This is a genomic window from Kitasatospora sp. NPDC028961 (genome assembly GCF_055564815.1).
Window position 1 is genome coordinate 189264 of sequence record NZ_JBVHVO010000007.1, and the last position, 25723, is coordinate 214986.

The window sequence follows — 25723 nt, forward strand, 5'->3', positions numbered from 1 at the left end:
GCAAGTCAGCTGATGCGGGGCCCTGGCCCGTACGCTGCCCATCGTGATCGCGTACGAGGAACACCGGCTCCGCACCCTGGCCGAGGACGGCCGCTGGTCCGAGCTGCTCGGCCACTACCGGCGCGCCCGGGCCCTCGCGGCGGCGCGCGACGGCGAGCAGCGGGCGGCGGCGGAGACCGCGTCGCTCGGCCACCTGATCGCCTACGCCGCGCCGCCCGAGCTGGCCGTCCGCCTGTTCGACCACGACGGCGGCCCGGGCAGCGCCGCCGGAACGGCGGACCACGACGCCGGTCCGCTCTGGGAGGTGCTGGCGACCCGGCACTCCTGGCTGCGGCTGGCCCCGCTGCTCGGTCCGGCCCCGGTGCGCCGGCTGGTCGCGCACACCCGGGTGCTGATCGGCGAGGACCTCTCGTACGGGGCCGAGCCGGATCCGGAGGGCGTCCCGCTGCAACTGGAGCCCTGGGAGACGGCCGGCTGGGGCGAGGGCGTGCGGGTCCGGGACTACCTGCCGGCCGGTGGTTCGCGCAGCGCCCTGCTGACGCTGCCCGCCACCCGGGAGGGCCTCGGCCCCGTCCTGCTGCCCGAGCCCGGTACCCGGCTGCGCGGGCAGCGGGCCACCCGGGGGCTGGCCGCGCTGGCGGACTGGGTGGAGGTGGTCTGCGCCCGGGGGCCGGCCCCGCAGGCCGCCGCTCTGGTGGCGCCGGGGCGGCGGGTCACCGGGGGGTACCTGCCGTTCGCGCTGGCCTACCCGGTGCTGCTGCTGGCCGGTGTGGTGGACCGGGCGCACGGCTCGGCACAGGGCCGGCTGGCGCTGTGGCGGGCGCTCGGCGCGATGGCCGGCGCGGGCGGGCCGAACCGTGCCGAGGTGAACGCCCTGGTGGCCCGGATGCGCTGTTTCACCTGGTGCGAACCGGAGGACGGGCTGCGCCATCTGCACATCGCGGTGGAGGATCCGGCGAGCGGTCTGAGCTGGGCGGTCAGCGGATCCGACGAGTTCTGACCTCGGCGGACGGCGGACGGCGTTCACCCGGTCGCCGGGCGGCGACCGGGTGCGGACGGGCGGATCCCCGGCCCGGCGCCGCTCGGGGGGTTGGGCGGGGCGCCGGGCCGGGGGACTCGGGTGCGGTGGCTCAGGCCGCCGGGGCGGCGCTCTGCGCGGGGACCGGGTCCGGCCGCACCTCGGGGGCGTCGGGCGCGTCGGGCGCGCCGTGGGTGTCCACCAGCGTCCGCTCGTCGAACGGGATCGTGCCTGCCAGCACCTGCCGGGCCCGCTCGCGGTCGAACTCGCCCGTCCAGTGCCCGATCAGCACGGTGGCCACGGCGTTGCCCGCGAAGTTGGTCAGCGCCCGGGCCTCGGACATGAAGCGGTCGATGCCGACGATCAGGCCGACCCCGTCCACCAGCGCCGGCTTGTGCGACTGCAGCCCGCCCGCGAGGGTGGCCAGCCCGGCGCCGGTGACCCCGGCCGCGCCCTTGCTGGCGATCACCATGAAGACCAGCAGCGACAGCTGCTCGCCGATCGACATCGGCTTGTCCATCGCCTCGGAGATGAAGATCGAGGCCATCGTGAGGTAGATCGCGGTGCCGTCCAGGTTGAAGCTGTAGCCGGTCGGCACGGTGATGCCGACGACCGGGCGGCTGACGCCCAGGTGCTCCATCTTGGCGATCAGGCGGGGCAGCGCGCTCTCCGAGGACGAGGTGGAGAGGATCAGCAGGAACTCGCGGCCGAGGTAGCGCAGCAGGGTGAACACGTTCACCCCGGCGACCAGCCGCAGCAGCGTGCCGAGCACCACGACGACGAAGAGGCCGCAGGTGAGGTAGAAGCCGATCATGATCACGGCGAGGCTCTTCAGGGCGGCCGTGCCGGTCGCGCCGACCACCGCCGCCATCGCCCCGAAGGCGCCGACCGGCGCCACCCACATGATCATCGACATGACCCGGAACACCAGCCGCTGCACGTGCTCGATCCCGCGCAGCACCGGCGCCCCGGCGGTGCCCATCGCCTGGAGGGCGAAGCCGGCCAGCAGGGCGACCAGCAGGGTCTGCAGCACCTTGCCCTCGGTGAGGGCCGAGAACATGGTGGTCGGGATCATCCCGAGCAGGAAGTCGGCGGTGGACTGGGCGCCCCCGGCGGCCGCCTGGGCGTGTCCGGACTTGGCCAGCGCGGCGGTCAGGTGCAGCCCGCCGCCGGGCTCCAGCAGGTTGCCGACCAGCAGGCCGATGGCCAGGGCCACGGTCGACATGGCGAGGAAGTAGCCGAGGGCCAGTCCGCCGACCTTGCCGACCTTCGCCGCCTTGGTCACCGAGCCGATGCCCAGCACGATGGTGCAGAAGATCACCGGGCTGATCATCATCTTGATCAGATTGACGAAGCCGGTGCCGATCGGCTTCAGCTCCACCGCGAACGACGGTGCGGCCAAGCCGACCACCACGCCCGCGACCACCGCCACGATCACCGCGAGGTAGAGGTAGTGGGTGCGGTCCCGGCGTCTGCCTCCCGCCTGTGGCCCTGCTCCAGTGATCGACATCCGCGGCTCCTTCGCCTGCAGTCCTGGCGGCCCCGGGTGGTGGGCCGCTCCGACTATGGGCCGCGCCGTGACGGAGGTCACGTTTGCGTTCATAGAGTTCACACCCCGCCCGGGCCCGCGGCGGACCGGGCGGGCCCGCGGGGGCCGGGCCGGGTTCCGGCGGTGGTGCACACTGTCAGGCATGTCCGCGCGCACCCTCCCCTCGCCGCGCCGGCCGGTGCGCAGCCTGGCCGGACAGCTCTTCGTCGTCCAGGTGGTGATCGTCGCCGCCGTGGTGGCCGGTGGCGCCGTGCTGGCCTACCTGTTCACCGCCGACCGCACGGAGGACGCCGCCCGCCGCCAGGTCACCGCCGTCGCCCGCTCGGTGGCCGACGCCCCGTCGGTGCGGGCGGCCGTCGCCGGGCCGGACCCGACCGCCGTCCTGCAGCCCTACGCCGAGCAGGTGCGGGTGGACACCGGGGTCTCCTTCATCACCGTGATGGACACCGCCGGGGTGCGCTGGACGCACCCGCTGCCCGAGCAGATCGGCAAGACCTTCCTCGGGCACATCGACTGGGCGCTCGCCGGGGAGACCCGCAGCGAGACGTACACCGGCACGCTCGGGCCGTCGGTGCGGGTGGTCACCCCGGTCCTGGACGCGGACCACCGGGTGGTCGCGCTGGTCAGCGCCGGCATCACGGTGCAGTCCATCTCCGCGCAGCTGCGCGGGCCGCTGCTCGCGCTCGTCGGCGTCGCGGTGGCGGCGCTCGCCCTCGGCGGGCTCGGCACCTACCTCGCCAACTCCCGGCTGCGGCGGCACACCCACGGCATGGGGCCGGCCGAGCTCAGCCACCTCTACGAGTACCACCAGGCGACCCTGCACTCGGTGCGGGAGGGGCTGGTGCTGCTCGACCGCAAGCACCGGGTGGTGCTCTGCAACGACGCGGCCCGCGAACTCCTGTCGCTGGCTGGGGAGGTGGAGCGACGGCCGATCGACGGGCTGGGGCTGCCGGCGGCCCTGGTGGCCGCCGTGCTCGGTCAGGAGCCGGTCCGGGACGAGGTCCACCTCACCGCCGAGCGGGTGCTGGTGCTCAACACCTCCACCATCGGCACCGGCCTCGGCCGGGTCGTCACCCTCCGCGACCACACCGAACTGCAGTCGCTCACCGGCGAGCTGGACTCCGTGAAGAGCTTCACCGAGGCGCTGGGCGCGCAGGCGCACGAGGCCGCCAACCGGCTGCACGCCGTCGTCTCACTGATCGAACTCGGCCGCCACGAACAGGCGGTGGAGTTCGCCACCGCCGAACTCGAACTCGCCCAGCAGCTCACCGACCGCGTCGTCGCGGCCGTCGGCGAGCCGGTCCTGGCCGCCCTGCTGCTCGGCAAGGCGGCCCAGGCGGCCGAGCGGGGCGTGGAGTTGACGCTCACCGAGGACAGCCGGATCGACGACGGTGTGCTGCCGCCCGGGCTCGCCGCCCGCGACCTGATCACCGTCCTCGGCAACCTGCTCGACAACGCGGTGGACGCCGCGATCGCCGGCGCCGCCGGGCACCCGGACCAGCCCGAGGTCACCGTCACCGCCCGGGTCGACGGCGACCACCTGCTGCTGCGGGTCGCCGACACCGGCGCCGGGATCGACCCGGGCGCGGTGGACGACGTGTTCCGGCGCGGCTGGAGCACCAAGCAGGACGGCCACGGGCACGGCCTCGGGCTCGCCCTGGTGGCCCAGACCGCCCGGCGCAACGGCGGCACGGTCGAGGTCGGCCGGGACCGCGGCGCGGTGCTCACCGTCCGGCTGCCGCTCGCCCGGCAGCCCGAGGCGGCGGCGTCGTGAACCGCTCCCCGGACCGGCCCGAGATCTCCGTCCTGGTGGTCGAGGACGACCCCGTGGCCGCCGCCGCCCACACCCTGTACGTCGGGCGCGAGCCAGGCTTCCGCGCCGCCGGGACGGTGCACAGCTGCGCCGACGCGCTGCGCTTCCTGGACCGCGCCCGGGCGGCCGGCCGGCCCGTCGACCTCACCCTGCTCGACCTCTACCTGCCGGACGGCCACGGCCTCCAGCTCTGCGGCACGCTGCGCGCGGCCGGCCACACCACCGACGTCATCGCCGTCACCTCGGCCCGCGACCTCGCGATGGTCCGCCAGGCCGTCTCGGCGGGCGTGGTCCAGTACCTGCTGAAGCCGTTCGGCGCGGCCGCGCTGCACGACCGGCTGGAGCGCTACGCCCGCTACCGCGACACCCTGGGCCGCACCGGCGAGGCCACCGGCCAGGACGAGGTCGACCAGGCGCTCGCCCTGCTGCGCACCCCCGAACGCACCGCCCTGCCCAAGGGGTTGAGCGCCCCCACGCTGGACACCGTCGCCACCGTGCTGCGGGAGGCCCGCACCGGGATCTCCGCGGCGGCCGCCGGAACCGCCGCCGGCGTCTCCCGGATCACCGCCCGCCGCTACCTGGAACACCTCGTCGACACCGGCCTGGCGGCCCGCGAACCGCAGTACGGCAACGTCGGCCGCCCGGAGCTCTGCTACCGCTGGACGGGCGGCGGCGAGCGGAAGGGCGTCACACCGGGACGAGCATGATCCGCTTGTCGCAGAGCTTCGCCATGTCGTCGAGGTCGCTGGTCAACAGCATGGTGGGCCCGTGCTGCGCCATGGCGGTCGCGGCGACGACGGCATCGATGGCGTACTTGTGGCCGTGCAGTCCGGAGGATCTCAGCAGGACCACGGCCTGGTCGCTGAGCTGCCGGGTGACCTCCTCGATCCGGATCTTCGAGATGACGTAGTGCCAGCGGGGCTGGAAGCGCTGTGGATCCACGGCCTCGACGAGGGTCAGCGTACTGACCACGACCTCGATATCGTGCGTGCGCGCATGCTCCAGTTGGGCACCGACCATTGGGTCGCCCTCGACTGCCAGGGCCAGGCCCTGACAGTCGAGGACCAGCGCGCCCGCGCTCAGGTTGCCCGGGCCTCGTCCGCCTGTTCGGCGAGCCACTGGGCATACCTCCGTTCGGCCTCGTCGAAGTTGCGGGCGGCCCGTGCCCGTGCGGCCTCCGGAATCTCGCCGAAGTTCGCGACGTGGTCGTCCACCAGCTCGGCGAGGCGCTCGCGCGCTATCTGTCTCCGGACGGCGGCGGTGACGTAGGCGCTGAACGAACCCGTGCCCACGATGGAGCGGACATCCTCGGCCACGTCCTCGGGCATCGAGACGCTGTACTTCTTCACCGGACGCGAGGCAGGTACGGGATCCATCGGCTCGGACATGCGGCGAGGTTACCGCCACCGGTGGTAACTAGTCGGCGGTCCTGACCGCTCGGGCGAGGTACTGGTCGTCGGTGTCGGTGTACCTGTCCAGGTGCCAGCCGGTGGTGGTCAGGAGGGGGCGGAGGTTGGGTTCGGCGCGGAGGTCGTCGGGGGTGAGCGCGCGGCCGTGGCGGGCGGCCAGGGCGGCCCGGCCGACGGGGTGGAAGAGGGCCAGCACGGCGCCGGGGCGGGTGACGCGGGCGAGTTCGCACAGGGCGCGGTCCGGATCGTCGAGGTGGGAGATCAGCCCGGCGGCGAAGACGGCGTCGAGGGCGGCGTCCGGGAGCGGGAGGCGGGCGCAGTCGGCGAGCAGCAGGGCCGCGGTGCCGGGGTGGTGGGCGCCGGCCTCGCGCAGCATCTCGGGGGTGACGTCGACGCCGAGCACCAGGCCGTCGGGGCCGACCGCCGCCCGCAGCGGGGGGAGGGCGCGGCCGGTGCCGCAGCCGGCGTCCAGGACGCGACCGCCCGGGCGCAGGCCGAGGGTGGCGATGGCGGCGTCGTACCGCGGGCCGTCGTCGGGGAACTTGGCGTCCCAGCCGGCCGCGCGGGAGGCGAAGAACGCGCGGGTGCGGGCCAGTTCGGCGGAGTGCTCGGCGTCGCGCCCGGCCGGGTCGGGGGCGCCGGGGGCGGGGGAGGGTGAGGGCGGCATGGGGGCGAGAGTAGCGCGCGGGCCGTAACCGGTGGGCGGTTCACTCGTTGGGGAAGCGGGCTCCGCGTCACCCGCTCGGGTGGTTCTCGCCTCCCGGAGCCCGTCCGGCCAGGTCAGGGAAGTAAAGTTAGGCTTACCTAACTTCTTGGAGTCCGCCTTGACGCTCGCCGCCGTCCCCGCCACCGGGCCCGCTGCCGTCCCCGCCCAGGCCCCGGGGGACGCCATCCTGCGCCGCCAGCGCGTGCGCGAGTCCGCCGCCCGCACCTACGCCCGCTCGTTCCCGATCGTCCCGGTGCGCGCCCACGGCATGACGGTCGAGGGCGCCGACGGCCGCCGCTACCTGGACTGCCTCTCCGGAGCTGGCACGCTCGCCCTCGGCCACAACCACCCGGTGGTGCTGGAGGCGATCCGCCGCACCCTGGACAGCGGCGCGCCCCTGCACCTGCTCGACCTCGCCACCGCCGAGAAGGACGACTTCACCACCGCCCTGTTCGAGAGCCTGCCGTCGGCGTTCGCCCGACAGGCCCGGGTGCACTTCTGCGGGCCTGCGGGGACGGACGCCGTCGAGGCGGCGCTCAAGCTGATGCAGACCGCCACCGGCCGCTCCGGCGCCCTCGCCTTCACCGGTGCCTACCACGGCATGACGGCCGGGGCCCTGGCGCTGACCGGCAACGTCGCCGTCAAGGAGCCCCTGCCGGGCGGCGGCGAGGTGGTCCGGCTGCCCTACCCGTACGGCTACCGCTGCCCGTTCGGCGTCGGCGGCGAGGCCGGCACCGAGCTCGCCGCGACCTACGCCGAGCGGCTGCTGGACGACCCCTCGGGCGGGGTGGTCCGGCCCGCCGCGATGATCCTCGAGGCCGTCCAGGGCGAGGGCGGCGTCGTCCCCGCCCCCGACGGCTGGCTGCGCGCGATGCGCCGGATCACCGCCGAGCGCGGCATCCCGCTGATCGTCGACGAGGTGCAGACCGGGGTCGGCCGCACCGGTGCGATGTGGGCGGTCGAGCACAGCGGGATCGTCCCGGACGCCATGGTGCTCTCCAAGGCGATCGGCGGCAGCCTGCCGCTCGCCGTCGTCGTCTACCGGGAGGAGTACGACCGCTGGCGGCCGGGCGCCCACACCGGCACCTTCCGCGGCAACACCCTCGCCATGGCGGCGGGCGCCGCCACCCTGCGGTACGTCGCCGCGAACGGCCTGGCCGCGCGGGCCGAGCTGGTCGGCGCCCGGATGGCCGAGCGGCTGCGGGCGCTGGCCGGTGAGCTGCCGGTGATCGGCGACGTGCGCGGGCGGGGGCTGATGCTGGGCGTCGAACTCGTCGACCCGGCCGCCGAACCGGACGCCTGCGGGGCCCGCCCGGCCGCGCCCGCGCTCGCCGTCAAGGTCCGGGAGGCCTGCCTGGCCCGCGGCCTGATCGTCGAACTCGGCGGCCGGCACGACGCCGTCCTGCGGCTGCTGCCGCCGCTCACCATCACCGACGAGCAGGCCGCCGCCGTGCTCGACCGCCTGGCCGACGCCATCGCGGCGGCCGCGGCGGGCGTACGGTGACGACCCCGGTCGAGCCCGGCCGCCCCGACCGGGAGCCCGCCCGCCTCGCCGCGGTGCCCGGAACCGCCCCGGCCCCCGCCCCCGACGCGCTGGCCGGTGGCGCCGGCGGCGGCGCGGCGCTCGCCCCGCTGATCGCCGAGGTGCTGGCCGCGCTGGCCGCCGGAGCCGCCCGCCGGGCCGGTCCGCTGCCCGCCGGCCGACCCGGGGAGCTCGCCGCGCTGGCCCGCGCGGAGCTGGCCGACGCGCACGGCCCGCAGGCGCTCGCCCGGCTCACCGAACTCCTCGCCCACGGCGCCGCCGACCCGGCCGACCCGGCCTGCGCCGCCCACCTGCACTGCCCGCCGCTGGCCGTCGCGGCCGCCGCCGACCTCGCGGTCAGCGCGCTGAACCCCTCGCAGGACTCCTGGGACCAGGCCCCCGCCGCGACGGCCCTGGAGACGGCGCTGATCGCCGAGCTGGCCGCCCTGGTCGGCTACGACCCGGCCGGCGCGGCCGGGGTGCTCACCTCCGGCGGCACCGAGTCCAACCTGATGGGCCTGATGCTGGCCCGCGACCAGAAGCTCGACGGCATCGTCGAGCTGGAGGGGATCCCGGCCGGCGTCGAGCCGCGGATCATCGCCTCCCGCGCCGCGCACTTCTCCGTCCAGCGCGCCGCGGCGCTGCTCGGCCTCGGCGAACGCGCCGTCGTCCCCGTCCCCGTCGACCGCGACCAGCGGATGGACCCGGACGCGCTGGCGAGCGCCCTGGCCGGGGCGAGCTGGGCCGGACAGACCCCGATCGCCGTGGTGGCCACCGCCGGCACCACCGACACCGGTGCGATCGACCCGCTGCACGCCGCCGCCGACCTCGCCGCCCGCTACGGCGCCTGGCTGCACGTGGACGCCGCGTACGGGGGCGGCGCGCTGCTCTCGGACCGGCTCGCCCCGCTGCTCGACGGCATCGCCCGCGCCGACTCCGTCTCGCTGGACTGGCACAAGCTCGGCTGGCAGCCCGCCGCCGCCGGGGTCTTCCTGGTCCGCCGCGCCGAGACCTATGTCTCGCTCGCCCGCCGGGCCGAGTACCTCAACCCGGCCGACGACGAACAGGCCGGCTACCCCAGCCTGTTGGGCCGCTCGCTGCGCACCACCCGGCGGGCCGATGCCTTCAAGATCGCCGTCACGCTGCGCACCCTCGGCCGCGCCGGGCTCGGCCGGCTGGTCGACGCCTGCCACCGGCTGGCGCTGGACGCCGCCGAGGCCGTCCGGGCGGAGCCGGCGCTGGAGCTCTACGCCGAACCCGTCCTGACCACCGTGCTGTTCCGCTACCTCCCGCCGGGCCGCCCGGGCGCCGGCGCCGCCGATCCGGCCACCGTGGACGCGGTCAATGGCGAGCTGCGCCGGGAGCTGCTGCGCACCGGCCGGGCCGTCGTCGGCCGGACCGAACTCCCGGGCGAGGGGCCCGGGCGGGTCCGGCTGAAGCTGACGCTGCTCAATCCGCACACCACCGCCGCCGAGGTCGGCGTCCTGCTGGGCCGGGTGGTGCGGGCCGGGCGGGACATCGCGGCCGGCTGACCGCCGCGGCCGGCCGCCCCTCGCGTCCGGCCGAATTGCCGAGGCAAAGGCAAAGCCTTTTTCGGGGGCGGATGTTGGAGGAATACACACTGGCGTGCCATGCTGTCCGGGGGATATTCGGCCGCCCCCGGAAAGCCTCCGTGGACATACCTTCCCGGAGGAGTACAGGCTGATTCAGGCCGCCTGGTGATCAGAATCCGCCAACCCCTCGGCAGGGCTTGCGGAGATCCCGAACGGCGGCGGTAACTTCATGTGGTCGCCGCCCCACCAAGAGCACACGGCTCCCCGGGGCAGGCCGCCTGACCAGGCGCGCGTCATCAGCATGCGGTGACCCCCACCCCCGACTCCGGGTGAACTCCGGCTGCCGTCATGCACTTCTGTGAATCCCCGGTAAAACCGCGTGAACCACCTGAAGCCAGTCCTGTGACCATTCCTGCGAAGCGGAGGCAAGGCATGCGCGAAACCCTCCCGGGTGAACGTGCCACACCCATCGATACGACCGGGTACGAGGCCCTTCCGTTCTCCGACCGCTGCCGCGAGATCTGGCGCCGCGGTGAGCACCTGCTCATCGGTGTCAGTCCGGGGAACAGCTATTTCAGTCACCGCCGAATCGCCGAACTCATCGGGTGGGGGCTGGAGTTCTTCGAGCGGATCGACATCGTCCACGCCGATCTGCATGTCGAGGCGCAGTACGAGACCTTCGGTTACACCCCCGAACACGCGCACCGGCGGGCCGCCAAGGAGGTCAAGGCCACCGCCCGCCGGATCGCCCGCGGCGTCGAGGAGGCCGGCCACCGCGACGCCGTCCGGGCGCACGCGCTCTCCGAGTTCGCCGGCCACCCCGTCTACCGGCGGTTGCACCGGGAGGCCCTCGACGCACTCCGCGCCGACCGGGACTTCGGCGCGGCCGCCGAGGCGATGGCGCGCGGCTTCCTGGCCGCCCGGCTGGACGAGGGGCTGTCGCCGAACGAGCCCCAACTGGCTGCCGGGCTCCGCTACATAGCCGCCGAGCTGCCGTTCTTCCTGGACACTCCGGCGCTGCTCGGCGTGCCCTCCTCGGTGAGCTGCTACCACCTCCAACTCCCGCTCACCCCAGTGCTGTTCGGCCGCTCGGAGGGTCTGCGGGCGGCGCCCGGCCAGGGCTACGCGGTGGTCCGCCCGGCCGCGCCGACGGCCGCCGCGGGCGCCGTCGCCGGGACCCGCGCGGCCTGACCGCGCGACCTGACCGCACCCGACCTGACCGCACCCGACCTGACCGCACTCGACCTGACCGCACTCGACCTGACCCGTGCGGCCCGACCCGGCCGCGCCCGCGCGTACCCGCGCCGCGCCCCGCCCCGCACGTACCCGCACCCCGCACGTACCCGCTCCGCGCCCCGCCCGGCCGACGCCCGCGCGCCCGTGCCCCGACCGGTGCCCGCACACCCGCCCCGCCGTCGTGGGGACGCCCCCGTACCCGCTGCCCGATCCCAGGGAGTACACCCATGACCGACCTCACCTTCCCGCTCTCCCGCCGGGGCGACGTCCTGCCCGAGGAGGCGAACCGGCTGCGCGCCGAGCAGCCCGTCGCCCCGGTCCGCACCATGACCGGCGACCCGGCCTGGCTGGTCAGCAGCTACCCGCTGGCCAAGCAGGTGCTGGAGGACGAGCGCTTCAGCCTCAAGGACACCGCCAACCCCGGCGCCCCCCGCCAGTACGCGCTGACCATCCCGCCCGAGGTGGTCGACAACATGGGCAAGATCAACGGCGCCGGCCTGCGCAACGCCGTCATGAAGACCCTCTCGCCGCGCGCGGACAAGGAGCTGGACGGCTGGCTGCAGGCCGAGGCGCACCGGTTGATCGACGCCCTGATCGGCCAGGGCGCCCCGGCCGACCTGCGGGACGGCTTCGCCGAGCCCTACTCCGCCGCCCTGCACTGCCGGCTGCTCGGCCTGCCCGTCGAGGACTGGCGGCGGCTGATGGCGGGCATCGACGTCGCCTTCCTCACCAGCCCGGTGCCGTTCGAGGGCTCCGCGCCCAACTGGTACAAGGACCTCGGCTACGTGCGGGAGCGGCTCGCGGCGGAGCCGGCGCCCACCGAGGGCCTGCTGGGCCGGTTCGCCGAACTGCGGCGCTCGCCGGACGCCGCGGACCGGGTCGACGACGAGCTGCTGGCCACCGTCGCGCTCTCGCTGTTCGGCGCGGGCGCCGTCTCCACCTCCTCGTTCCTGCTGCACGCCGTCATCTACCTGGCCCGGCAGCCCGAGCTGGCCGAGCGGCTGCGCCGGGAGCCCGCGCTGATCGGCCGGGCGGTGGACGAGCTGCTGCGGGTCAACCTGTCGATCGGCGACGCGCTGCCCCGGATCGCGCTGGCGGACGTCCGGGTCGGTGAGGTGCTGGTGAAGGCGGGGGAGCTGGTGCTGGTCCTGGTCGAGGGGGCGAACTACGACCCGGCCGTCTTCCCGGACCCGGAGCGGATCGACTTCGACCGGGTCGACAACCCGCACCTGGCCTTCGGCGCGGGCCGGCACTTCTGCCCCGCCTCGGCACTCGGCCGCACGCACGCCGAGATCGCGATCACGGCGCTGGTCGAGCGCCTGCCGGGCCTGCGGCTGGCCCTGCCGGTCGAGCAGCTGGCGTGGCGGCCCGGTTTCATCAAGCGCCTGCCGGAGCGGCTCCCGGTGCTCTGGTAGCCGGTGCCGGCCGGGCCGGCGGTGCGGCCCGGCGGTCGTGCGGCCCGGAGGCCCGGCCAGCTCCTGGCCCCTACCGGCCGAACAGGACGGCGCGGACGCGCTCCCAGCACTCCGGGTCGGCGGCGACCAGCAGGCCCTCCTCGCCGCCCGGGGCCTCCGGCCGGTAGGGCTTGCCGTCGAGCCGGGCGGAGACCCCGCCGGCCTCGGTGACCAGCAGCGAACCGGGCGCGTGGTCCCACGGCAGGGTGCGCCAGTAGAGGATGAAGTCCAGCGCGCCGTCGACGAGGTCCGGGTACTCGATCCCGGCCGCGTTGCGGCCCGGGGTGATCTCGCCGAAGCCGGCCGCGGCATTCGCCTCCAGCGTCCGGCGCAGCTCCGGTTCCAGGAAGCGGCTCTTCAGCGAGCCGCGCCACTCGGTCGGCGGGCCGGCCGCAAGGGGCCTGGTCAGCCGCTCGCCGTTGCACCAGGCGCCGGAGCCGAGCTCGGCGGTGTAGCAGGTGGCGGTGGCCGGCTGCCAGATCCAGGAGGCGACGGTCTGCCCGGACCGGACCAGCGAGGCCATCACGGCGTAGTCGGGGCGGCCGGCGATGAAGTTCGAGGTGCCGTCGACCGGGTCGACCAGCCAGGCGGCGGGCTCCGTGTGCAGGGCCAGCGCGAGCGACGGATCGGCGGACACGGCCTCCTCGCCGACCACCGGGACGGGCAGCAGCTCGCGCAGCCGCCGTTCGATGATCACCTCGGCCTCACGGTCGGCGATCGTCACGACCTCGCCGGGGGCCTTCTCCATGACCTCGCCGGCTGCCAGCGCGCGGAACCGCGGCTCCACCACCTCGGCGCACGCCTCGGCGAGAATCTCCGCCACCCTGTCCATCAGCACGTTGCGCGCTCCCTTCGCTGGCTACCACTTTCGCACGTCAGTGCGGTGTTGACCTTCGCCAGCCCCCGGAGCGCCCGTCGCGGGCGCCGGGCGGCGGGCCGGGGGACGCGCTCCCGGTCCGCCGCCCGGCCGCCGTCAGCCGTCCTCGCCCAGGTAGTGGAAGCCCGGGCGCGGGTGCATCAGGAACTCGTGGTGCGAGATGTTCCACGCGTAGGCGCCGGCCATCGCGAAGAGCACCCGGTCCGCCGTCCGCAGGCCCCGCGCCGCCGGGGCGGCGTGCGCGAGGACGTCCTTCGGGGTGCAGAGCTGCCCGGCCAGGGTGGCCCGGCCGGTGGTGACGGCCGGGCGCGGCCACGGGTGCGGCCAGGCGTCGACCGGCAGCACGGCGAACGGCTGGTCGTGCCCCCGGGTGGCCGGGGTGCGCAGGTGGTGGGTGCCGCCGCGGACCACCGCGAAGTCCTCGCCGTGGCTCTGCTTCACGTCCAGCACCTCGGTGGCGTACCAGCCGCAGTACGCGGTCAGCGCGCGGCCCGGCTCGATCCGCAGGGTCGGCCCCGGGTGGCGCTCCAGCAGCTTCGCCAGGCCCTCGCCGAAGGCCGTCCAGTCGAAGCGGGCCCGGGGGTCCGCGTAGTCGACGGCCATGCCGCCGCCCACGTTGACCTCCGCCAGCGCGAAGCCGTGCCGCCGGGCCGTGCGGGCCGACCACTCGACGATCTGCCCGGCGACGGCGAGCTGCTCCGCCGCCGCCAGCCCGCTCGCCAGGTGGGCGTGCACGCCGCGCAGCCTCAGCCGGGGGAGCAGCGGGCCGAAGGGCCCGAGCGGGTCGGTCAGCAGCCGGGCGCAGGCCTCGGCGCGGTCCGGGTCCAGCCCGAACGGGGTCGGGCGGCCGCCCATCGCGAGCGCCACCGTGTCCAGCGCGCCCGCGCCCACCGGCAGGTTGACCCGCAGCAGGACGTCCACCGCGGCGTCCGGCCGGTCGGACAGGGCGGCGGCGAGCCGGTACAGCTCCTGCTCGCTCTCGACGTGCCAGCGGTGCACCCCGGCGTCCAGGGCGGCCACGATCTCGGCGGGCGTCTTGCCCGGTCCGCCGAAGGCCAGCGGCGCGTCCGGGACGGCCTGCCGCACGTGGGCCAGCTCGCCGCCGCTGGAGACCTCGTAGCCGTCGACGGCGGCCCGCAGCGCGGCCAGCACCGGCGCCTCCGGGTTGGCCTTGGCGGCGTAGTACAGCTCGACACGGGCGGGCAGCGCGGCCCGGACGGCGGCGGCGTGCGCACGCAGCGCCGCCAGGTCGTAGACGTACGCGGGCAGCGCCTCCGGGGCGAGCGCGGCGACGTGCCGGCGGACGGCGTCGGTCATCGGTGACTCCAGGTGGGGAGGGCGGCGGCGGTCGGGCGGCGGGCGGGGCTCCGCCGTACCCGGTCGGCGGTCGGGCGGCGGGCGGGGCTCACCGGCTGCTCCAGGCCGGCGTGCGGGCGGCCGGCAGGCGCAGCCGCGCGGCCTCCGCCAGGACGGAGCCGGCCAGCGGCGAGGGCAGCCGGACGTAGCCCGCCTCGCGGTCGGGCCGGCGCTCCCAGCGGGTGAGCAGATTCGCCTTGGCGGGCAGCGGCACCCCGGCCAGCAGGGCACGCAGCCGGGGCGGGCGGCCGTGCGCGTCGGCGTACTCCTGCAGGGTGTCCCGGACGGCCTCCCACAGGGCGCCCTCCGCCTCCGGGTGGCGGTCGGCGAGCGCGGCCAGCAGCTCGGCGACGTGGTTGACCAGCAGGCAGTAGACCACCCGGTCCCAGCCGCGCTCGGCGTCGTAGGCCATCGGGCCGGCCACCTCCGGCGGCAGCGCGGCGAGCAGCGCGGCGTTGCGGTCGGGCACGAGCTTGGTGCCCTCCAGGTCGCGGAAGAGCACCTGGGCGGGCCGCCCGGCGGCGTCGACGCCGATCAGCACGTTCTGCAGGTGCGGTTCCAGCACCACGCCGTGGTCGAAGTAGGCGGCGAGCACCGGCGGGACGAGCAGCCGCAGGTAGTCCGTCCACCAGGCGAGCGCCTCGCCGGCGTCGGCGTCCTCGCCGAGCAGCCGCGAGATGTGCGCGGAGCTGGTGGGGTGCTCGTCGGCGACGGCGGCGGCCAGCAGCGGGGTGACGCCGGGCCGCAGCACCCCGGCGAAGCCCTCGCGGACGATCAGGCCGAAGCCCTCGTACAGGGACCGGTCGGGGAGGCCGTCCGCGCCCGGCAGGGCCAGCGTGCGGAAGGCCGGTTCGCGCAGCATCGCGGCGTTCGGGTACCGCTCGGCGAGGTCGCCCAGCGCGGGGGCCAGCAGCCGGGTCAGCGCGACGGCGCCGGTCAGCTCGTACGCCGCGTTCTTGCGCAGGCAGTTGGTGATCCGCACGTTGAGGCTGAACTTCAGGAACGCGCCCGCGCCGTGCAGCGTGCGCACCGAGGCGGTCGCGGCGAAGGGCTCACCGCCGGGCCCGAGGTCCACGACGTCCCCGCGCTCCAGGGCGCCGCGCAGCAGCGGGTGGTCGGCGAGGAGTTCGTACTGCCAGGGGTGGACGGGCAGCAGCCGGTAGCCGACCGGGGCCCGGCCCAGGCCGTCCAGGAGCGCCGTCGCCGAGGCGTCCAGCGAGGACTCCGCGATCAGCTCCCGTCGCACGGCGAGGTGCCGCAGCCGGAACGCGGCGCGCGACTCGGGGGCGTAGGCGCGCCAGTCGCCGCGCTCGGCCGAGCGGGACTTGGGCGCGGGGTGGAAGCGGTGGCCGAACAGCAGCGCCTGCTCGGACTCCAGGTAGCGGTCCGGTCCCGGGGCCGGACGGTTCTCCAGTCCGGCGCGCACGCCCGCGTGACTGGACGTCAGCTGGTCGAGGAACTCCTCGTTCACCGTGCCGGTGCGCAGCTCCAGCTCGTCCTGGACGTGTCTGGCGAGCTCCCGCCAGGCCAACGGGACCCAGCCCGCGGCCCGTTCCTCCTCGACCGGGCCGGTGAAGCGGTGCGCGCCGAGCAGGGAGGTGCGGCGCAGCGCGACCCGGAGCAGGACGCCCCGGCGGGGCAGGCGCAGCAGCAGCCGACCGTCGGTGACCGCGGTCTGGTGTTCCGGTCCCGAGACCTCCCGCAGCAGGCAGTTGAGCAGGGTGTGGGCGACCGCGTCGTCGGGGGTGGGCAGTTCGTGGTCGGTCAGGTCGTGTGTCATCGGCGACTACTCCAGCGGATGCGGGTCGGGAAGACGAGTGTGGCGGCCGCGGTGGCGGCCAGCAGTGCGGCGGCGGTGCCGACCAGCACGGGGGCGGCGGCGCCGAAGCGGCCGTTGGCCAGCGCGGCGACGGCGCCGGCGGCCACCGCGCCGCCCTTGGAGACGAATTCGAGGGTGCCGAACATCCGCCCCGGTGCCCGGCCGCGGGCGGCCTCGGCGGCCAGCACGGAGAGGCAGACCAGGCCGAGGGTGAGCCCGGCCCCGAGCAGCAGCCGGACGGCGACGAACGCCACCAGCGAGTGCGCGGCGGCGTGCCCGGCGAGGCCGAGCGCGACGAAGCCGAAGCCCAGCGCGATGCCGGCGTGCGGGCGGGCGAGGAAGGCGGTGTGCGTACGGGCGGCGAACGCCAGGTAGCACAGGTGCGGCAGGGCGAACAGGATGCCGGTCGTCGTGCCCGAGACCCCGGGCAGCTGCTCCTGCGCCAGGGATATCAGATAGGGGAACGAGATGATGGTGGCGAAGACGAACACGAACTCGAAGGTGTAGAGCAGGCCGATCGGGGCGGGTCGGGCGGCCGCGGCGCTGGGGGCCCGTTCGGTGCCGGGGCCGCCGCCGGTGTCGGTACCGGTGTCGGTGGCCAGGCCGCCGCCGCCCCGGGCGGCCGGGTCGGGCTCCGGCAGGAGCGACAGGAACAGGGCCGCGGTCAGCGGCAGGACGGCCATCAGCAGGTACTGCCGGTGCGGATCGATCCACGGGGAGAGCGCGCCGACCAGGATCGGCGCGGCGACCAGTGCGGCCCGGGCGCTGCCCTGCATCAGGGTCAGCGCGAGGGAGAGCTTCGAGCCGTCCAGGGCGGCCGCCAGGTAACCGTTGGTGGCGGCGAAGGTGCCGCCGAGGAAGCCCTGGAGGACGAGCGCGAGCGTGAACGCGGGCAGGCTGTCGGCGGCTCCGGCCAGCAGGAACGAGACGGTGAGGCCGAGTTGGGCGCGGAGCAGCAGCCGCTTGCGGCCGAACCGGTCGGCGAGCCGGCCCCAGAGCGGGGCACCGAGGGCGCTGAACACGGTCGGGACGATGTAGAGCACGCCCGCCCAGCGGCCCTGCGGGTCGCCGAGGGCCGGGAGGATGGCCGTCAGGTAGGGCGGCAGGCCGAGGGCGGCGAAGGAGGCGACGAAGTAGCAGGCGGCCACCGCGTGCACCTGGCGCCGGCCGAGCCCCTCGGGGCGGGCGGTGCTGCCGGGGTGCTGTGGCAGGGTGTCGACGCTCATCGGGTGGCCCCGGCGCCGCCCGCCCGTGCTGCCGCGGCGGCGTCCGGGCGGAGGTAGTTGGGCCCGTCGGTGTAGTGCTTGTTGATGTCTGCGGCGCCCGAGCGCTGCTTGGTGAGCAGGGTCCCGGCGGTCACCATCGCCTTGACCGGCAGTCGCTCGGCGTCCAGCAGGGCGGCGCGCAGCGGTGCACCGGCCGCCCCGATCCGTTCGGTGGCCTCCGCCAGCCGTTTGCGCAACAGGTCGAGCAGGTCGCCCAGTTCGGCGCGGCCGTGGGCGGCGAGGCCGAACGCCAGGGAGCCGGTGCAGAGGTGGCCGGTGATGGTGGCGAAGAGGTCGGTCAGCGGCCGGTCGCCGTCGCCGAAGATCCGGGCGTCGTCGAACTCCGCCCGGCCGGGGGCGTGTTCGCCCAGCGTGGCGGCGAGCCGGCCGGTGTGGATCCGCGGCCCGTCGTCGTCCTTGTAGAGCAGCCGCAGGCCGCCGTCCTCGTCGAACACCACCGAGGTGTTCTGCTGGTGGGACTCCAGCGCGATGCCGTAGCCGAAGAGCGTGGCCTGCCAGTCGAGCAGCAGGTCCAGCAGGGCGTCGTAGAGGGCGACCGGGTCGCCGCCGTGGAAGCGGTCGGCCAGGTGGTCGATCACCAGGCGTCCGCCGGGGGCGGGGGCCAGCAGGGCGGCCAGCGGGACGGTCACGGCGCGGTCCAGGCCGGCGTCGGCGGGGTAGCGGCGGAGCAGGACGGCGAGCAGTTCGTGGCCGGCGTGGGCCCAGCTCTGCTCGTCGGCGTGCAGGATCCGGTCGGCGAAGCGGGGTTCGCGAGCCAGCACGGCCTCGATCAGCCGCTGCCCGGCGGCGCCGTCGACCAGCGTCCCCGGCTTGATGGTGCGGCGGTTGAGCCGGCCCAGGGTGGCGGTGGCGAGCGGGAGTTTGAGGTGGTGGCCGGGGTCGTCGGCGACGGCCACGGTGCGCATGGAGAGGGTGGGCACGACGGTCAGGTAAGGCCGGTCGGCGAGGACCGCGCGGCCGTCGAGGCCGGCCGCCCGCAGTGCCTCGGCGAGCGGCCCGCCCACCGTGAGCGGGTGCACGGGCAGGGTGGTCCAGGCGTCGTCACCGCCCGCCAGGTCGAGGCCGAGCCAGCTCGGGGTTGGCCACCAGCTGGGCAGCGGCCGGTCGCCGTGCACGGTGAGGGCACCGGCCGGGACGGCGAGCCAGCGCAGTTCGAAGGCCGGGTGGAACTCCGGTGCGTAGGCGCGCAGCTGGGGCTCGGTGAGACCGGAGCGGCCGCGGGCGGTGGGGTAGACCGGGTGGTCGAGGTGGGCGGCCAGGGCGTCGTACCCCAGGGCGGCGGCGGGGCCGCTCCAGCGGGCCGGGTCCGCGCCGTAGAGGTCGGTGAGGGCGCTGTGCACCTCGGCCCGGGTGCGCTCGTGCAGCTCCATGGTGGCGAGGGTCTGCCGGCACTCCTCGGTGAACGCCGCCCAGCCGGGCCGGTCCGCCGCCTCGGCGAGGCCGGTCAGGACCGCCAGGACGGCCTCCAGCCCGGTCAGCGGGGCGCCGTCCAGCTCCAGCAGCGGGAGCCGGGCCGCGTACTCGCTCTGGAAGCCCTCGGCGACCACCGGCAGGGCGAGGCCGGCCGGGGCCAGCAGCAGCCAGCGGCCGTCCGCGCGGTCCTGCGGGGTGCTGCGGGTCCGCAGCCCGAGCACGTCCTCGCGCAGCAGCGCGGAGAGTACCCGCAGCGCCAACTGCTCGGCGGCGGTGGGGGTGCCGGGCCCGGCGTCGCGCGGCGGGGCGGGGCGGGTGGCGGCGCTCACGGGGTGATCTCCCAGCGGTTGGCCGCGACGAAGCGGGCGACGGCGGCGTCCACGGCCTGCTGGTCGGTGCCGACGGCCCAGATCACGCCGAGGTAGTCCCGGTTGGTGTGGTGGAGCTCGTGGCGCTCACCGAGCGGGCGGACCGGCTGGTAGCTGAGCCGGACGCCGTCGCGCTCCTCGTGGTGCGGGCCGGGCGCGGCGGTGAGGGTGCCGGCCCGGTCCGCGCAGACCGCCTCGTTGCGGGCCCGCTTCGTGGTGGCCGCGCAGTGCTCCGTGAGGCCTTCGGGCAGCTCACGGCCGAGGTGCGCGGCGAGGATGTGCTCGAACAGCGGGATGTCGAGGATCTCGGCGAGCATCAGGTCGCACTGGTCGCCGATGGCACGGTAGTTGACCTCGATGATGCGCGCCCGGCCGTCCGGCTGCACGACGAACTCGGTGTGGCAGGCGCCGAGTCCGACGCCGACGGCGTCCAGCTGCGCGAGGATCTGCTCGACCACCGGCCGCGGGTGGTCGGGGACGAACTCCAGCATCTCCTCGATGAAGTGCGGGGGAGCGGAGAGTCTGGTCCGCAGCCCGCCGAGGACGTGCCGCCGCTTCCCGTCGCCGAGTGTCTCCAGGGTGCACAACTGCCCCTCCAGGAACTCCTCGACGACCAGCGCCGCGCCGGGCCGCCGCCGCTGGATCTCGGCGCAGCGCAGCTCCAGCTCCGCGCGGTCGCCGACCAGCGAGACGTCCTCGCTGGCGACGCCCTCGCGCGGTTTCACCACGGCCGGGAAGGGGACGTCGAACTCCCGCAGCGCGGAGGGGTCCTGGCCGGGGTCGAGCTCGAAGGAGCGGACGGCGTCCAGGCCGGCGGCGGTCAGGTGGCGGCGCAGCTCGCCCTTGTTCTTGGCCCGCAGGGTCGCCTTCCAGTCCTTGGCCGGCAGCCCGAAGTACTCGGCGGCCAGGGCGGTCTGGGTCTGCAGGTGGTCGCTGTTGCTGAACACCGCGTCGGGGGCCTCCCGCCGGGAGATCAGCCCGATCACCTCGCGGAAGTCCCGGACGTCGCACTCCACCACCTCCGGCGCGGACGCCAGCGCGGCGTAGGCGTTCCGGTGCGGCTCGGCGTGGTCGGTGAGCACCGTGACGTCGAGCCCGAGCCGTGCGGCGGCCGGGAGGAAGCCCTGGGTGACCGAGTCGGTGGGGTTGAGGGCGAGCAGGTAGAGCCGCATGTCGGGTCTCTCCGTGACGGGGGCGAGGGGCGAGGGGCGAGGGCTGGGGCCGGGAGGCCGGGCGGGCGGCCACGCGGGGCGCGGGGCGCGGGGCGGGTTGGTGGGCCCCCGCCCCGCGCACCCGGGGCGGGCGGCTACTTGGGCGCGTCGACGCCGGCGGCCTTGGCGATGTCACCGAGCATGGCCTCGGCGGCCTGGACGCCGATGCCGGACATCCAGGTCTCGTCCGGCACGTTGAACACCTTGGCGTTCTTGACGGCGTTCAGGCCCTGCCAGACCGGCGTGCCCTGGACCTCGCTCTGCTTGGTCTTGGTCGGGTCGTCGGCGACGGTGACGAAGACCAGGTCGGCGTCGGCCTGGTTGATCTGCTCGGCGCTCACCTCGATGATGTTCTGGTCCACGTCCTGGGCGGCCGGGCGGCCCAGGCCGACGTCCTTCAGCACCACGCCGCTGTAGGAGGCCTTGGCGTAGAGGCGGGTCGGGCCGGCCACGAAGCGGACCACCGAGGCGGTCGGCTCGGTGCCGCCGTTCTTGGCCTTGATGGCCTCGCCGAGCCTGGCCGCGCGGGCCTCGTAGTCGGTCAGCGCCTTCTTGGCCTCGGCCTCCTTGCCGAGGGCCTGGGCGTAGAGGGCGAGGTTCTCCTTCCAGGGGAAGCCGGTGGTCTCGGCGAGCACGGTCGGCGCGATGGCGTTGAGCTTGTCGTAGACCTTGGCGTGCCGGACCTTCGAGGAGAGGATCAGGTCGGGCTTGAGGGAGGCGATCAGCTCCAGGTTCGGCTCGGCCATCGGACCGACGTCCTTGGTGTCCTTGATCTTGTCCTTGAGGTAGTTCGGGAAGCCGCCCTCGGTCTTCATGTGCGGGGACACCGCGCCGACCGGGGTGATGCCGAGCAGGGTGACGTCGTCCAGCTCGCCGCTGTCCAGCACCACGACGCGCTTGGGCCGGGCCTTGATCTCGGCCGTCCCGGCGGCGTGCGTGACGCTGCGCGGGAAGCCCGCCGCGGCGGGGGCGGAGGCGGCGTCCCCGGCGGGCTCGGCGCTGTCTCCGCCGGTGCTGTCGCAGGCGGCGAGCAGCGTGGTGGAGAGCGCGGCGGCGAGGAGCGCGGCGGGGACTCTGCGGGCGCGGGCGGAGCGGGTCATGACGGGTCCTTGTCTCTGGTGCGGGGGGGGGGGCGGGGGTGCCGGACGGCTGGGCAGGGCGGGGGCGGCGCGGCCCGCGGGTGAGCGGGGCCGGCCGCGGGGTGGTCGGGCGGGTCAGCGGGCGGCGGCCCGCCCGGTCCGGGCTCGCGGGACGACCAGCGGGGTGCCGGTCTCCGGGTCGGGCACGACTTGGCACGGCACCTGGAAGACGGCCTCCACCAGGTCGGCGGTCAGCACCTCGGCGGGCGGTCCGGCGGCGGCCAGCCGGCCGTCCTTGAGGACGACCAGGTGGTCCGCGTAGCGGGCGGCCTGCCCGAGGTCGTGCAGCACCATGACGACGGTGCGGCCGGCCTCGGCGTGCAGGTCGGCGACCAGGTCGAGGACGTCCAGCTGGTGTCGGAGGTCCAGGAAGGTGGTGGGCTCGTCGAGCAGCAGCAGGTCGGTGTCCTGGGCGAGCGCGAGCGCGATCCAGGCGCGCTGGCGCTGGCCGCCGGAGAGCCGGTCCACCTGCTGGTCGCGCAGGTCGGTGGTGCCGGTGCGGGCCAGCGCGTCCTCGACGGCGGCCTGGTCGGCCTTGGACCAGGGGGTGAGCATCCGCTGGTGCGGGAAGCGGCCGAGCCGGACCAGCGCCTCGACGGTGATCGCCTCGGGGGTGACGGGCTGCTGCGGGAGCAGGCCCATCCGCTTGGCGAGCGCCCGGGCGGACATCCGGTGGATGTCCGAGCCGTCCAGGGTGACGGTGCCGGCGGCCGGGCCGAGCAGTCGGACCAGGCCGCGCAGCAGGGTCGACTTGCCGCAGGCGTTCGGGCCCACGATCGCGGTGACGGCGCCGCCGGGCAGCTCCAGGTCGAGGCCGTCGACGATCACCCGGTTGCCGTAGCGCAGGTGCAGGCCGTGGGCGGCGAGGCGGTTGCCCGCCGGGTAGAGGGCCGTGGAGGGGGTCGCCACGTCGGGGGTCATCGGTCGCTCCTCTGGGGAAGCCGGCCCTGGCGGATCATCAGCGCCAGGAGCCAGGGCGCGCCGAGGGTGGCGGTGACGGCACCGACCGGCAGGCCGTGGACGGGGATCACGTGGAGCACCAGCAGGTCGGCGGAGAGCAGCAGCACGGCGCCGGCGAGCGCGGTGAGGCCGAGCGTGCCGAGGGTGGGCGGCCCGGCCAGCAGGCGGACCAGGTGCGGGACGGCGAGCGCCACGAAGGCGACCGGTCCGGTGAGCGCGGCGGCCAGCGAGGCCAGCGCGATGGAGAGCAGCAGCAGGACGAGCCGGTCGCGGTTCGGGTTCAGGCCGAGGCCGCCGGCCGAGTCGTCGCCGAGGTCGAGCACGGCGACCCGGCGCTGGCTGAGCACCACGGCGACGACGGTGAGCGCGATGGCGGTGCCGCCGATCCACACCTCGGTCCAGTCCCGCCCGTAGAGCGAGCCGGTGGTCCACTGCATCGCCGAGGAGGCCAGCTCGGCGGGGAACCGGACGATCATCAGGTTCACCGCCGCGGCCAGGCCCTGCTGGACCGCCAGGCCGACCAGCACCAGCCGGGTGACGGCCATCCGCGACCGCCAGGCGAAGCCGCCGAGCAGCAGGGCGGCGAGCAGCCCGCCGCCGAGCGCGGCGAGCGGGATCAGCTCCTGCGAGGCGCCGGTAGCGAGCATCAGCACCGCGCCGAACGACGCGCCGCCGGTGACGCCGATGGTGTCGGGGGAGGCCAGGGGGTTGCGGAAGAGCCGTTGCAGCATCGAGCCGGCCACCGCCAGCGCGGCGCCCGCGATCAGGGCGGAGACCACCCGGGGTGCCCGGAACTCCTGCACCACCAGCACGTTCCCGGCGTCGCCGAGCCCGACCAGGGCGCGCAGCGCCTCCCACACCGACATCTCGACCTGGCCGGTGCCGAGCGCGATCCCGGTCAGCAGGACCAGCAGGGCGGCGGCGAGCAGCGACCAGGCGGCGGTGCGGGCCCGGCGCCGGGCCGCCGTGCCGACGGCGGTGGCGGGCACCGCCGGGGTCAGGACGCTCATCGGGCCACCTTCCGGGCCAGCACGGCGAGCAGCGGCGCGCCGAGGAAGGCCGTCACGATGCCGACCTCGATCTCGGACGGCCGGGCCACCAGCCGGCCCAGCACGTCGGCCGCGAGCAGCAGCAGCGGACCGGTGATCAGGCAGCCCGGCAGCAGCCAGCGGTGGTCGTTTCCGAGCAGCGGCCGGACCAGGTGCGGCGCCGCCAGCCCGACGAAGGCGATCGGTCCGGCGACGGCGACGGCGCTGCCGGCCAGCAGGACGACGGTCAGACCGCCGAGCACCCGGATCCGGGCCACCGGCACGCCGAGCGCCTGGGCGCTCTCGTCGCCGAGGGCGAGCGCGTTGAGCGAGGGGGCCACGGCGAAGGCGCCGACCAGCCCGAGCGCCAGGAACGGCAGCAGGGGCGTCAGGGTGTCCAGGTGCCGCCCGGCGATGGAGCCGGCCAGCCAGAACCGCGCCTCGTCCAGCGTGCGGTGACTGGCCAGCATCAGTGCCGAGGTCCAGGAGGTGAGCACCACGGTGAGCACGGTGCCGCCGAGGGCCAGCCGGACGGGGTCGAGGTCGCCGCCCCGGCGGGACATCGCGTAGGCGGCCACCGCGGCGACGGCCGCGCCGGCGAAGGCGAACCAGAGGTACTCGACCGGCCGGGTGAGGCCGAGGGCGTAGATCGCGGCGACCACGGCGAAGCCCGCGCCCGCGTTGATCCCCAGCGTGACGGGTGAGGCGAGCGGGTTGCGGGTGACGCCCTGGGCGACCGCGCCGGCGGCGCCGAGCGCCGCCCCGATCGCCAGCCCGATGACCGTCCGGGGGACCCGAAGGCCCGTCACCACGTCGGCGTCGCCGCCGTGCCCGGCGCCGGTCAGAGCGTCGATCACGGTGGAGAGCGGGATGGAGCGGGAGCCGAGAGCGAGGCTCAGCGCGGCGCACAGCACGAGCGCGCAGACGCCGGCGGCCAGCAGGAGCGGCCGCCGTGGCGTCGGGTGTCGGGGGACCGCCGGGGCCGTGGCGGCCGGCGGGTCGGTTCTCAGCACAGGGCGAGATCTTAGGTTAGGCAATCCTTATCTCGTCAAGTCCTGGCGACTTGGTACGGACCGGGCCGAGTTCGGCCCCCATGGCGTGCGTACCGCGTATAAGGTGAGGCTCACCTTAGCCGATCTCGGGGAGTGCCGATGATCTTGGGGGTCACACCCGTGCCCGCCGCCCCATGCGCCCCTTGTCCTCTCTACGCGGACTACCGGCGGCTGCTGGACCTCGCCCCGGCCCTGCGGGTCGACGTGCTCGGCGCGGGCGAGGCCGCGCCCACCCGTGCTCAGGGCTGGTACTCCGCCGTCGAACTGGCGGCGGATCCGACCGCGCTGGCCGCCGCGCTGGCCGGTGAGGAGGCCCGGATCGCCGCCGAGCACGGCAAGGCCCCGCGCCCCCATGTCACCGCCTCCCGGCTGCTGCACCACTACCTCTGGTCGGTCTGCGTCCTGATCGCCGGCCCCTGGCACCTCGCCCGCCGGGTCCCCGTCATCGACGGCGCGGACCTCTGGATGCACGCCCCCACGGGTGACTTCGCACTTCGTCCACGCGCCCACAGCACGCTCCCGGGCGACGACGAGCTGCGCGCCGAACTGCGCGCCTCCGTCGTCACCCACGTCGAGCCGCTGCTCACCGCCTTCTCGGGTGCCACCCGGCGCGGCACCCGCGCCCTGTGGGGCATGGTGACGGACGATCTGGCCTCCGCCGTCTGGTACCTCGGCCGGATGCTCGGCGAGGAGTCCGCCGCCGTCGCGGCCGCCGGAGCGGTGCTGCCCGGCGGCACCCAGCCGCTGCTCGGCGCCGCCGACTTCCGCCTCCTGCGCGGCGAGGACGGGCGCGGCCACCCGACCCGCACCCGGCTCGGCTGCTGCCTCTACTACGCGATCCGGCCGGACTCCGCCTGTATCACCTGCCCCCGGACGCCGGACGAGGAGCGGCTGCGGCGGCTCTGAGGCGGGCGCCCCCGGCCCCCGGGCCGAGGGGGCATCAGGTGCCCGGAT

22 protein-coding genes are annotated in these 25723 nt (G+C 75.6%); 8 read left to right on the top strand and 14 right to left on the bottom strand.

Annotated features, from left to right (window positions below; translation table 11 throughout):
• The first annotated feature begins 43 nt into the window (after positions 1–43).
• Positions 44–1000 carry a hypothetical protein gene (locus ACZ4UX_RS16355; RefSeq protein WP_465707134.1) on the top strand — a complete coding sequence of 319 codons (957 nt, stop codon included), beginning with the start codon at positions 44–46 and terminating at the stop codon, positions 998–1000.
• Between the two features lie 130 nt (positions 1001–1130).
• Here ACZ4UX_RS16355 and ACZ4UX_RS16360 read toward each other — a convergent pair whose 3' ends face one another.
• Complete coding sequence (locus ACZ4UX_RS16360) at positions 1131–2528, bottom strand: cation:dicarboxylate symporter family transporter (protein WP_465707135.1); 1398 nt, start codon at positions 2526–2528, stop codon at positions 1131–1133.
• A 181-nt stretch (positions 2529–2709) separates the two neighbouring features.
• On the opposite strand from ACZ4UX_RS16360, the gene ACZ4UX_RS16365 reads away from it, so the two are divergent.
• Both ACZ4UX_RS16365 and ACZ4UX_RS16370 read left to right on the top strand, forming a co-directional pair.
• The gene (locus ACZ4UX_RS16365) at positions 2710–4341 is read left to right on the top strand and encodes an ATP-binding protein (RefSeq protein ID WP_465707136.1); all 1632 of its coding nucleotides are present in this window, start codon (positions 2710–2712) and stop codon (positions 4339–4341) included.
• Complete coding sequence (locus ACZ4UX_RS16370) at positions 4338–5087, top strand: response regulator (RefSeq protein ID WP_465707137.1); 750 nt, start codon at positions 4338–4340, stop codon at positions 5085–5087. The genes ACZ4UX_RS16365 and ACZ4UX_RS16370 overlap by 4 nt, the downstream gene beginning before the upstream one ends.
• On the opposite strand, the gene ACZ4UX_RS16375 is transcribed toward ACZ4UX_RS16370, so the two are convergent.
• From ACZ4UX_RS16375 to ACZ4UX_RS16385, 3 genes are read right to left on the bottom strand one after another with little or no spacing between them, the layout of a single operon-like run.
• On the bottom strand, positions 5068–5499 hold the full coding sequence (locus ACZ4UX_RS16375) for a hypothetical protein (RefSeq protein ID WP_465707138.1): 432 nt from the start codon (positions 5497–5499) through the stop codon (positions 5068–5070). The two genes, ACZ4UX_RS16370 and ACZ4UX_RS16375, sit on opposite strands and share 20 nt — an antisense overlap.
• Positions 5460–5768, bottom strand: coding sequence for a hypothetical protein (locus tag ACZ4UX_RS16380; protein WP_465707139.1), 309 nt, complete (start codon positions 5766–5768; stop codon positions 5460–5462). The genes ACZ4UX_RS16375 and ACZ4UX_RS16380 overlap by 40 nt, the downstream gene beginning before the upstream one ends.
• A 28-nt stretch (positions 5769–5796) precedes the next feature.
• Positions 5797–6456 (bottom strand): class I SAM-dependent methyltransferase, encoded by a 660-nt coding sequence (locus tag ACZ4UX_RS16385; protein ID WP_465707140.1) that lies wholly within the window; start codon positions 6454–6456, stop codon positions 5797–5799.
• 145 nt (positions 6457–6601) lie between these two features.
• Between ACZ4UX_RS16385 and ACZ4UX_RS16390 the strand changes: the two genes are divergently transcribed.
• The 4 genes from ACZ4UX_RS16390 (at position 6602) to ACZ4UX_RS16405 (ending at position 12221) form a co-directional block, all read left to right on the top strand.
• Positions 6602–7999 (top strand): diaminobutyrate--2-oxoglutarate transaminase, encoded by a 1398-nt coding sequence (locus ACZ4UX_RS16390; RefSeq protein ID WP_465707141.1) that lies wholly within the window; start codon positions 6602–6604, stop codon positions 7997–7999.
• Positions 7996–9549 (top strand): pyridoxal phosphate-dependent decarboxylase family protein, encoded by a 1554-nt coding sequence (locus ACZ4UX_RS16395; RefSeq protein ID WP_465707142.1) that lies wholly within the window; start codon positions 7996–7998, stop codon positions 9547–9549. Before ACZ4UX_RS16390 ends, ACZ4UX_RS16395 begins: the two co-directional genes overlap by 4 nt.
• Before the next feature lie 453 nt (positions 9550–10002).
• Positions 10003–10761, top strand: coding sequence for a tRNA-dependent cyclodipeptide synthase (locus tag ACZ4UX_RS16400; protein WP_465707143.1), 759 nt, complete (start codon positions 10003–10005; stop codon positions 10759–10761).
• Positions 10762–11033: 272 nt separating this feature from the next.
• Complete coding sequence (locus tag ACZ4UX_RS16405) at positions 11034–12221, top strand: cytochrome P450 (RefSeq protein ID WP_465707144.1); 1188 nt, start codon at positions 11034–11036, stop codon at positions 12219–12221.
• Positions 12222–12291: 70 nt separating this feature from the next.
• Here ACZ4UX_RS16405 and ACZ4UX_RS16410 read toward each other — a convergent pair whose 3' ends face one another.
• From ACZ4UX_RS16410 to ACZ4UX_RS16455, 10 genes are all read right to left on the bottom strand, one after another.
• The gene (locus tag ACZ4UX_RS16410; protein WP_465707223.1) at positions 12292–13092 is read right to left on the bottom strand and encodes an inositol monophosphatase family protein; all 801 of its coding nucleotides are present in this window, start codon (positions 13090–13092) and stop codon (positions 12292–12294) included.
• A 141-nt stretch (positions 13093–13233) separates the two neighbouring features.
• Entirely contained in the window at positions 13234–14454 is a 1221-nt protein-coding gene (locus ACZ4UX_RS16415; protein WP_465707145.1) for a type III PLP-dependent enzyme, read from the bottom strand.
• A gap of 88 nt (positions 14455–14542) precedes the next feature.
• Positions 14543–16273 carry an IucA/IucC family protein gene (locus ACZ4UX_RS16420; RefSeq protein ID WP_465707146.1) on the bottom strand — a complete coding sequence of 577 codons (1731 nt, stop codon included), beginning with the start codon at positions 16271–16273 and terminating at the stop codon, positions 14543–14545.
• Complete coding sequence (locus ACZ4UX_RS16425; protein WP_465707147.1) at positions 16270–17538, bottom strand: MFS transporter; 1269 nt, start codon at positions 17536–17538, stop codon at positions 16270–16272. Before ACZ4UX_RS16425 ends, ACZ4UX_RS16420 begins: the two co-directional genes overlap by 4 nt.
• Positions 17535–19340 (bottom strand): IucA/IucC family protein, encoded by a 1806-nt coding sequence (locus ACZ4UX_RS16430; protein ID WP_465707148.1) that lies wholly within the window; start codon positions 19338–19340, stop codon positions 17535–17537. The genes ACZ4UX_RS16425 and ACZ4UX_RS16430 overlap by 4 nt, the downstream gene beginning before the upstream one ends.
• Complete coding sequence (locus ACZ4UX_RS16435; RefSeq protein WP_465707149.1) at positions 19337–20551, bottom strand: ATP-grasp domain-containing protein; 1215 nt, start codon at positions 20549–20551, stop codon at positions 19337–19339. The genes ACZ4UX_RS16430 and ACZ4UX_RS16435 overlap by 4 nt, the downstream gene beginning before the upstream one ends.
• 134 nt (positions 20552–20685) lie before the next feature.
• The gene (locus tag ACZ4UX_RS16440) at positions 20686–21690 is read right to left on the bottom strand and encodes an ABC transporter substrate-binding protein (protein WP_465707150.1); all 1005 of its coding nucleotides are present in this window, start codon (positions 21688–21690) and stop codon (positions 20686–20688) included.
• A 114-nt stretch (positions 21691–21804) separates the two neighbouring features.
• Positions 21805–22650, bottom strand: a complete 846-nt coding sequence (locus ACZ4UX_RS16445) for an ABC transporter ATP-binding protein (protein WP_465707151.1) — start codon at positions 22648–22650, stop codon at positions 21805–21807.
• Positions 22647–23699, bottom strand: a complete 1053-nt coding sequence (locus tag ACZ4UX_RS16450) for a FecCD family ABC transporter permease (protein WP_359804265.1) — start codon at positions 23697–23699, stop codon at positions 22647–22649. The genes ACZ4UX_RS16445 and ACZ4UX_RS16450 overlap by 4 nt, the downstream gene beginning before the upstream one ends.
• Positions 23696–24658 (bottom strand): FecCD family ABC transporter permease, encoded by a 963-nt coding sequence (locus ACZ4UX_RS16455; RefSeq protein ID WP_465707224.1) that lies wholly within the window; start codon positions 24656–24658, stop codon positions 23696–23698. Before ACZ4UX_RS16455 ends, ACZ4UX_RS16450 begins: the two co-directional genes overlap by 4 nt.
• 231 nt (positions 24659–24889) lie before the next feature.
• On the opposite strand from ACZ4UX_RS16455, the gene ACZ4UX_RS16460 reads away from it, so the two are divergent.
• Complete coding sequence (locus ACZ4UX_RS16460; protein WP_465707152.1) at positions 24890–25675, top strand: (2Fe-2S)-binding protein; 786 nt, start codon at positions 24890–24892, stop codon at positions 25673–25675.
• Positions 25676–25723 lie beyond the last annotated feature (48 nt).

Bases quoted from the DNA above. Each gene is read 5' to 3' on its own strand.
- ACZ4UX_RS16360 (WP_465707135.1), bottom strand. From the start codon at position 2,528: ATGTCGATCACTGGAGCAGGGCCACAGGCGGGAGGCAGACGCCGGGAC.
- ACZ4UX_RS16365 (WP_465707136.1), top strand. From the start codon at position 2,710: ATGTCCGCGCGCACCCTCCCCTCGCCGCGCCGGCCGGTGCGCAGCCTG.
- ACZ4UX_RS16380 (WP_465707139.1), bottom strand. From the start codon at position 5,768: ATGTCCGAGCCGATGGATCCCGTACCTGCCTCGCGTCCGGTGAAGAAG.
- ACZ4UX_RS16385 (WP_465707140.1), bottom strand. From the start codon at position 6,456: ATGCCGCCCTCACCCTCCCCCGCCCCCGGCGCCCCCGACCCGGCCGGG.
- ACZ4UX_RS16400 (WP_465707143.1), top strand. From the start codon at position 10,003: ATGCGCGAAACCCTCCCGGGTGAACGTGCCACACCCATCGATACGACC.
- ACZ4UX_RS16405 (WP_465707144.1), top strand. From the start codon at position 11,034: ATGACCGACCTCACCTTCCCGCTCTCCCGCCGGGGCGACGTCCTGCCC.
- ACZ4UX_RS16410 (WP_465707223.1), bottom strand. From the start codon at position 13,092: ATGGACAGGGTGGCGGAGATTCTCGCCGAGGCGTGCGCCGAGGTGGTG.
- ACZ4UX_RS16415 (WP_465707145.1), bottom strand. From the start codon at position 14,454: ATGACCGACGCCGTCCGCCGGCACGTCGCCGCGCTCGCCCCGGAGGCG.
- ACZ4UX_RS16420 (WP_465707146.1), bottom strand. From the start codon at position 16,273: ATGACACACGACCTGACCGACCACGAACTGCCCACCCCCGACGACGCG.
- ACZ4UX_RS16425 (WP_465707147.1), bottom strand. From the start codon at position 17,538: ATGAGCGTCGACACCCTGCCACAGCACCCCGGCAGCACCGCCCGCCCC.
- ACZ4UX_RS16435 (WP_465707149.1), bottom strand. From the start codon at position 20,551: ATGCGGCTCTACCTGCTCGCCCTCAACCCCACCGACTCGGTCACCCAG.
- ACZ4UX_RS16440 (WP_465707150.1), bottom strand. From the start codon at position 21,690: ATGACCCGCTCCGCCCGCGCCCGCAGAGTCCCCGCCGCGCTCCTCGCC.
- ACZ4UX_RS16445 (WP_465707151.1), bottom strand. From the start codon at position 22,650: ATGACCCCCGACGTGGCGACCCCCTCCACGGCCCTCTACCCGGCGGGC.
- ACZ4UX_RS16450 (WP_359804265.1), bottom strand. From the start codon at position 23,699: ATGAGCGTCCTGACCCCGGCGGTGCCCGCCACCGCCGTCGGCACGGCG.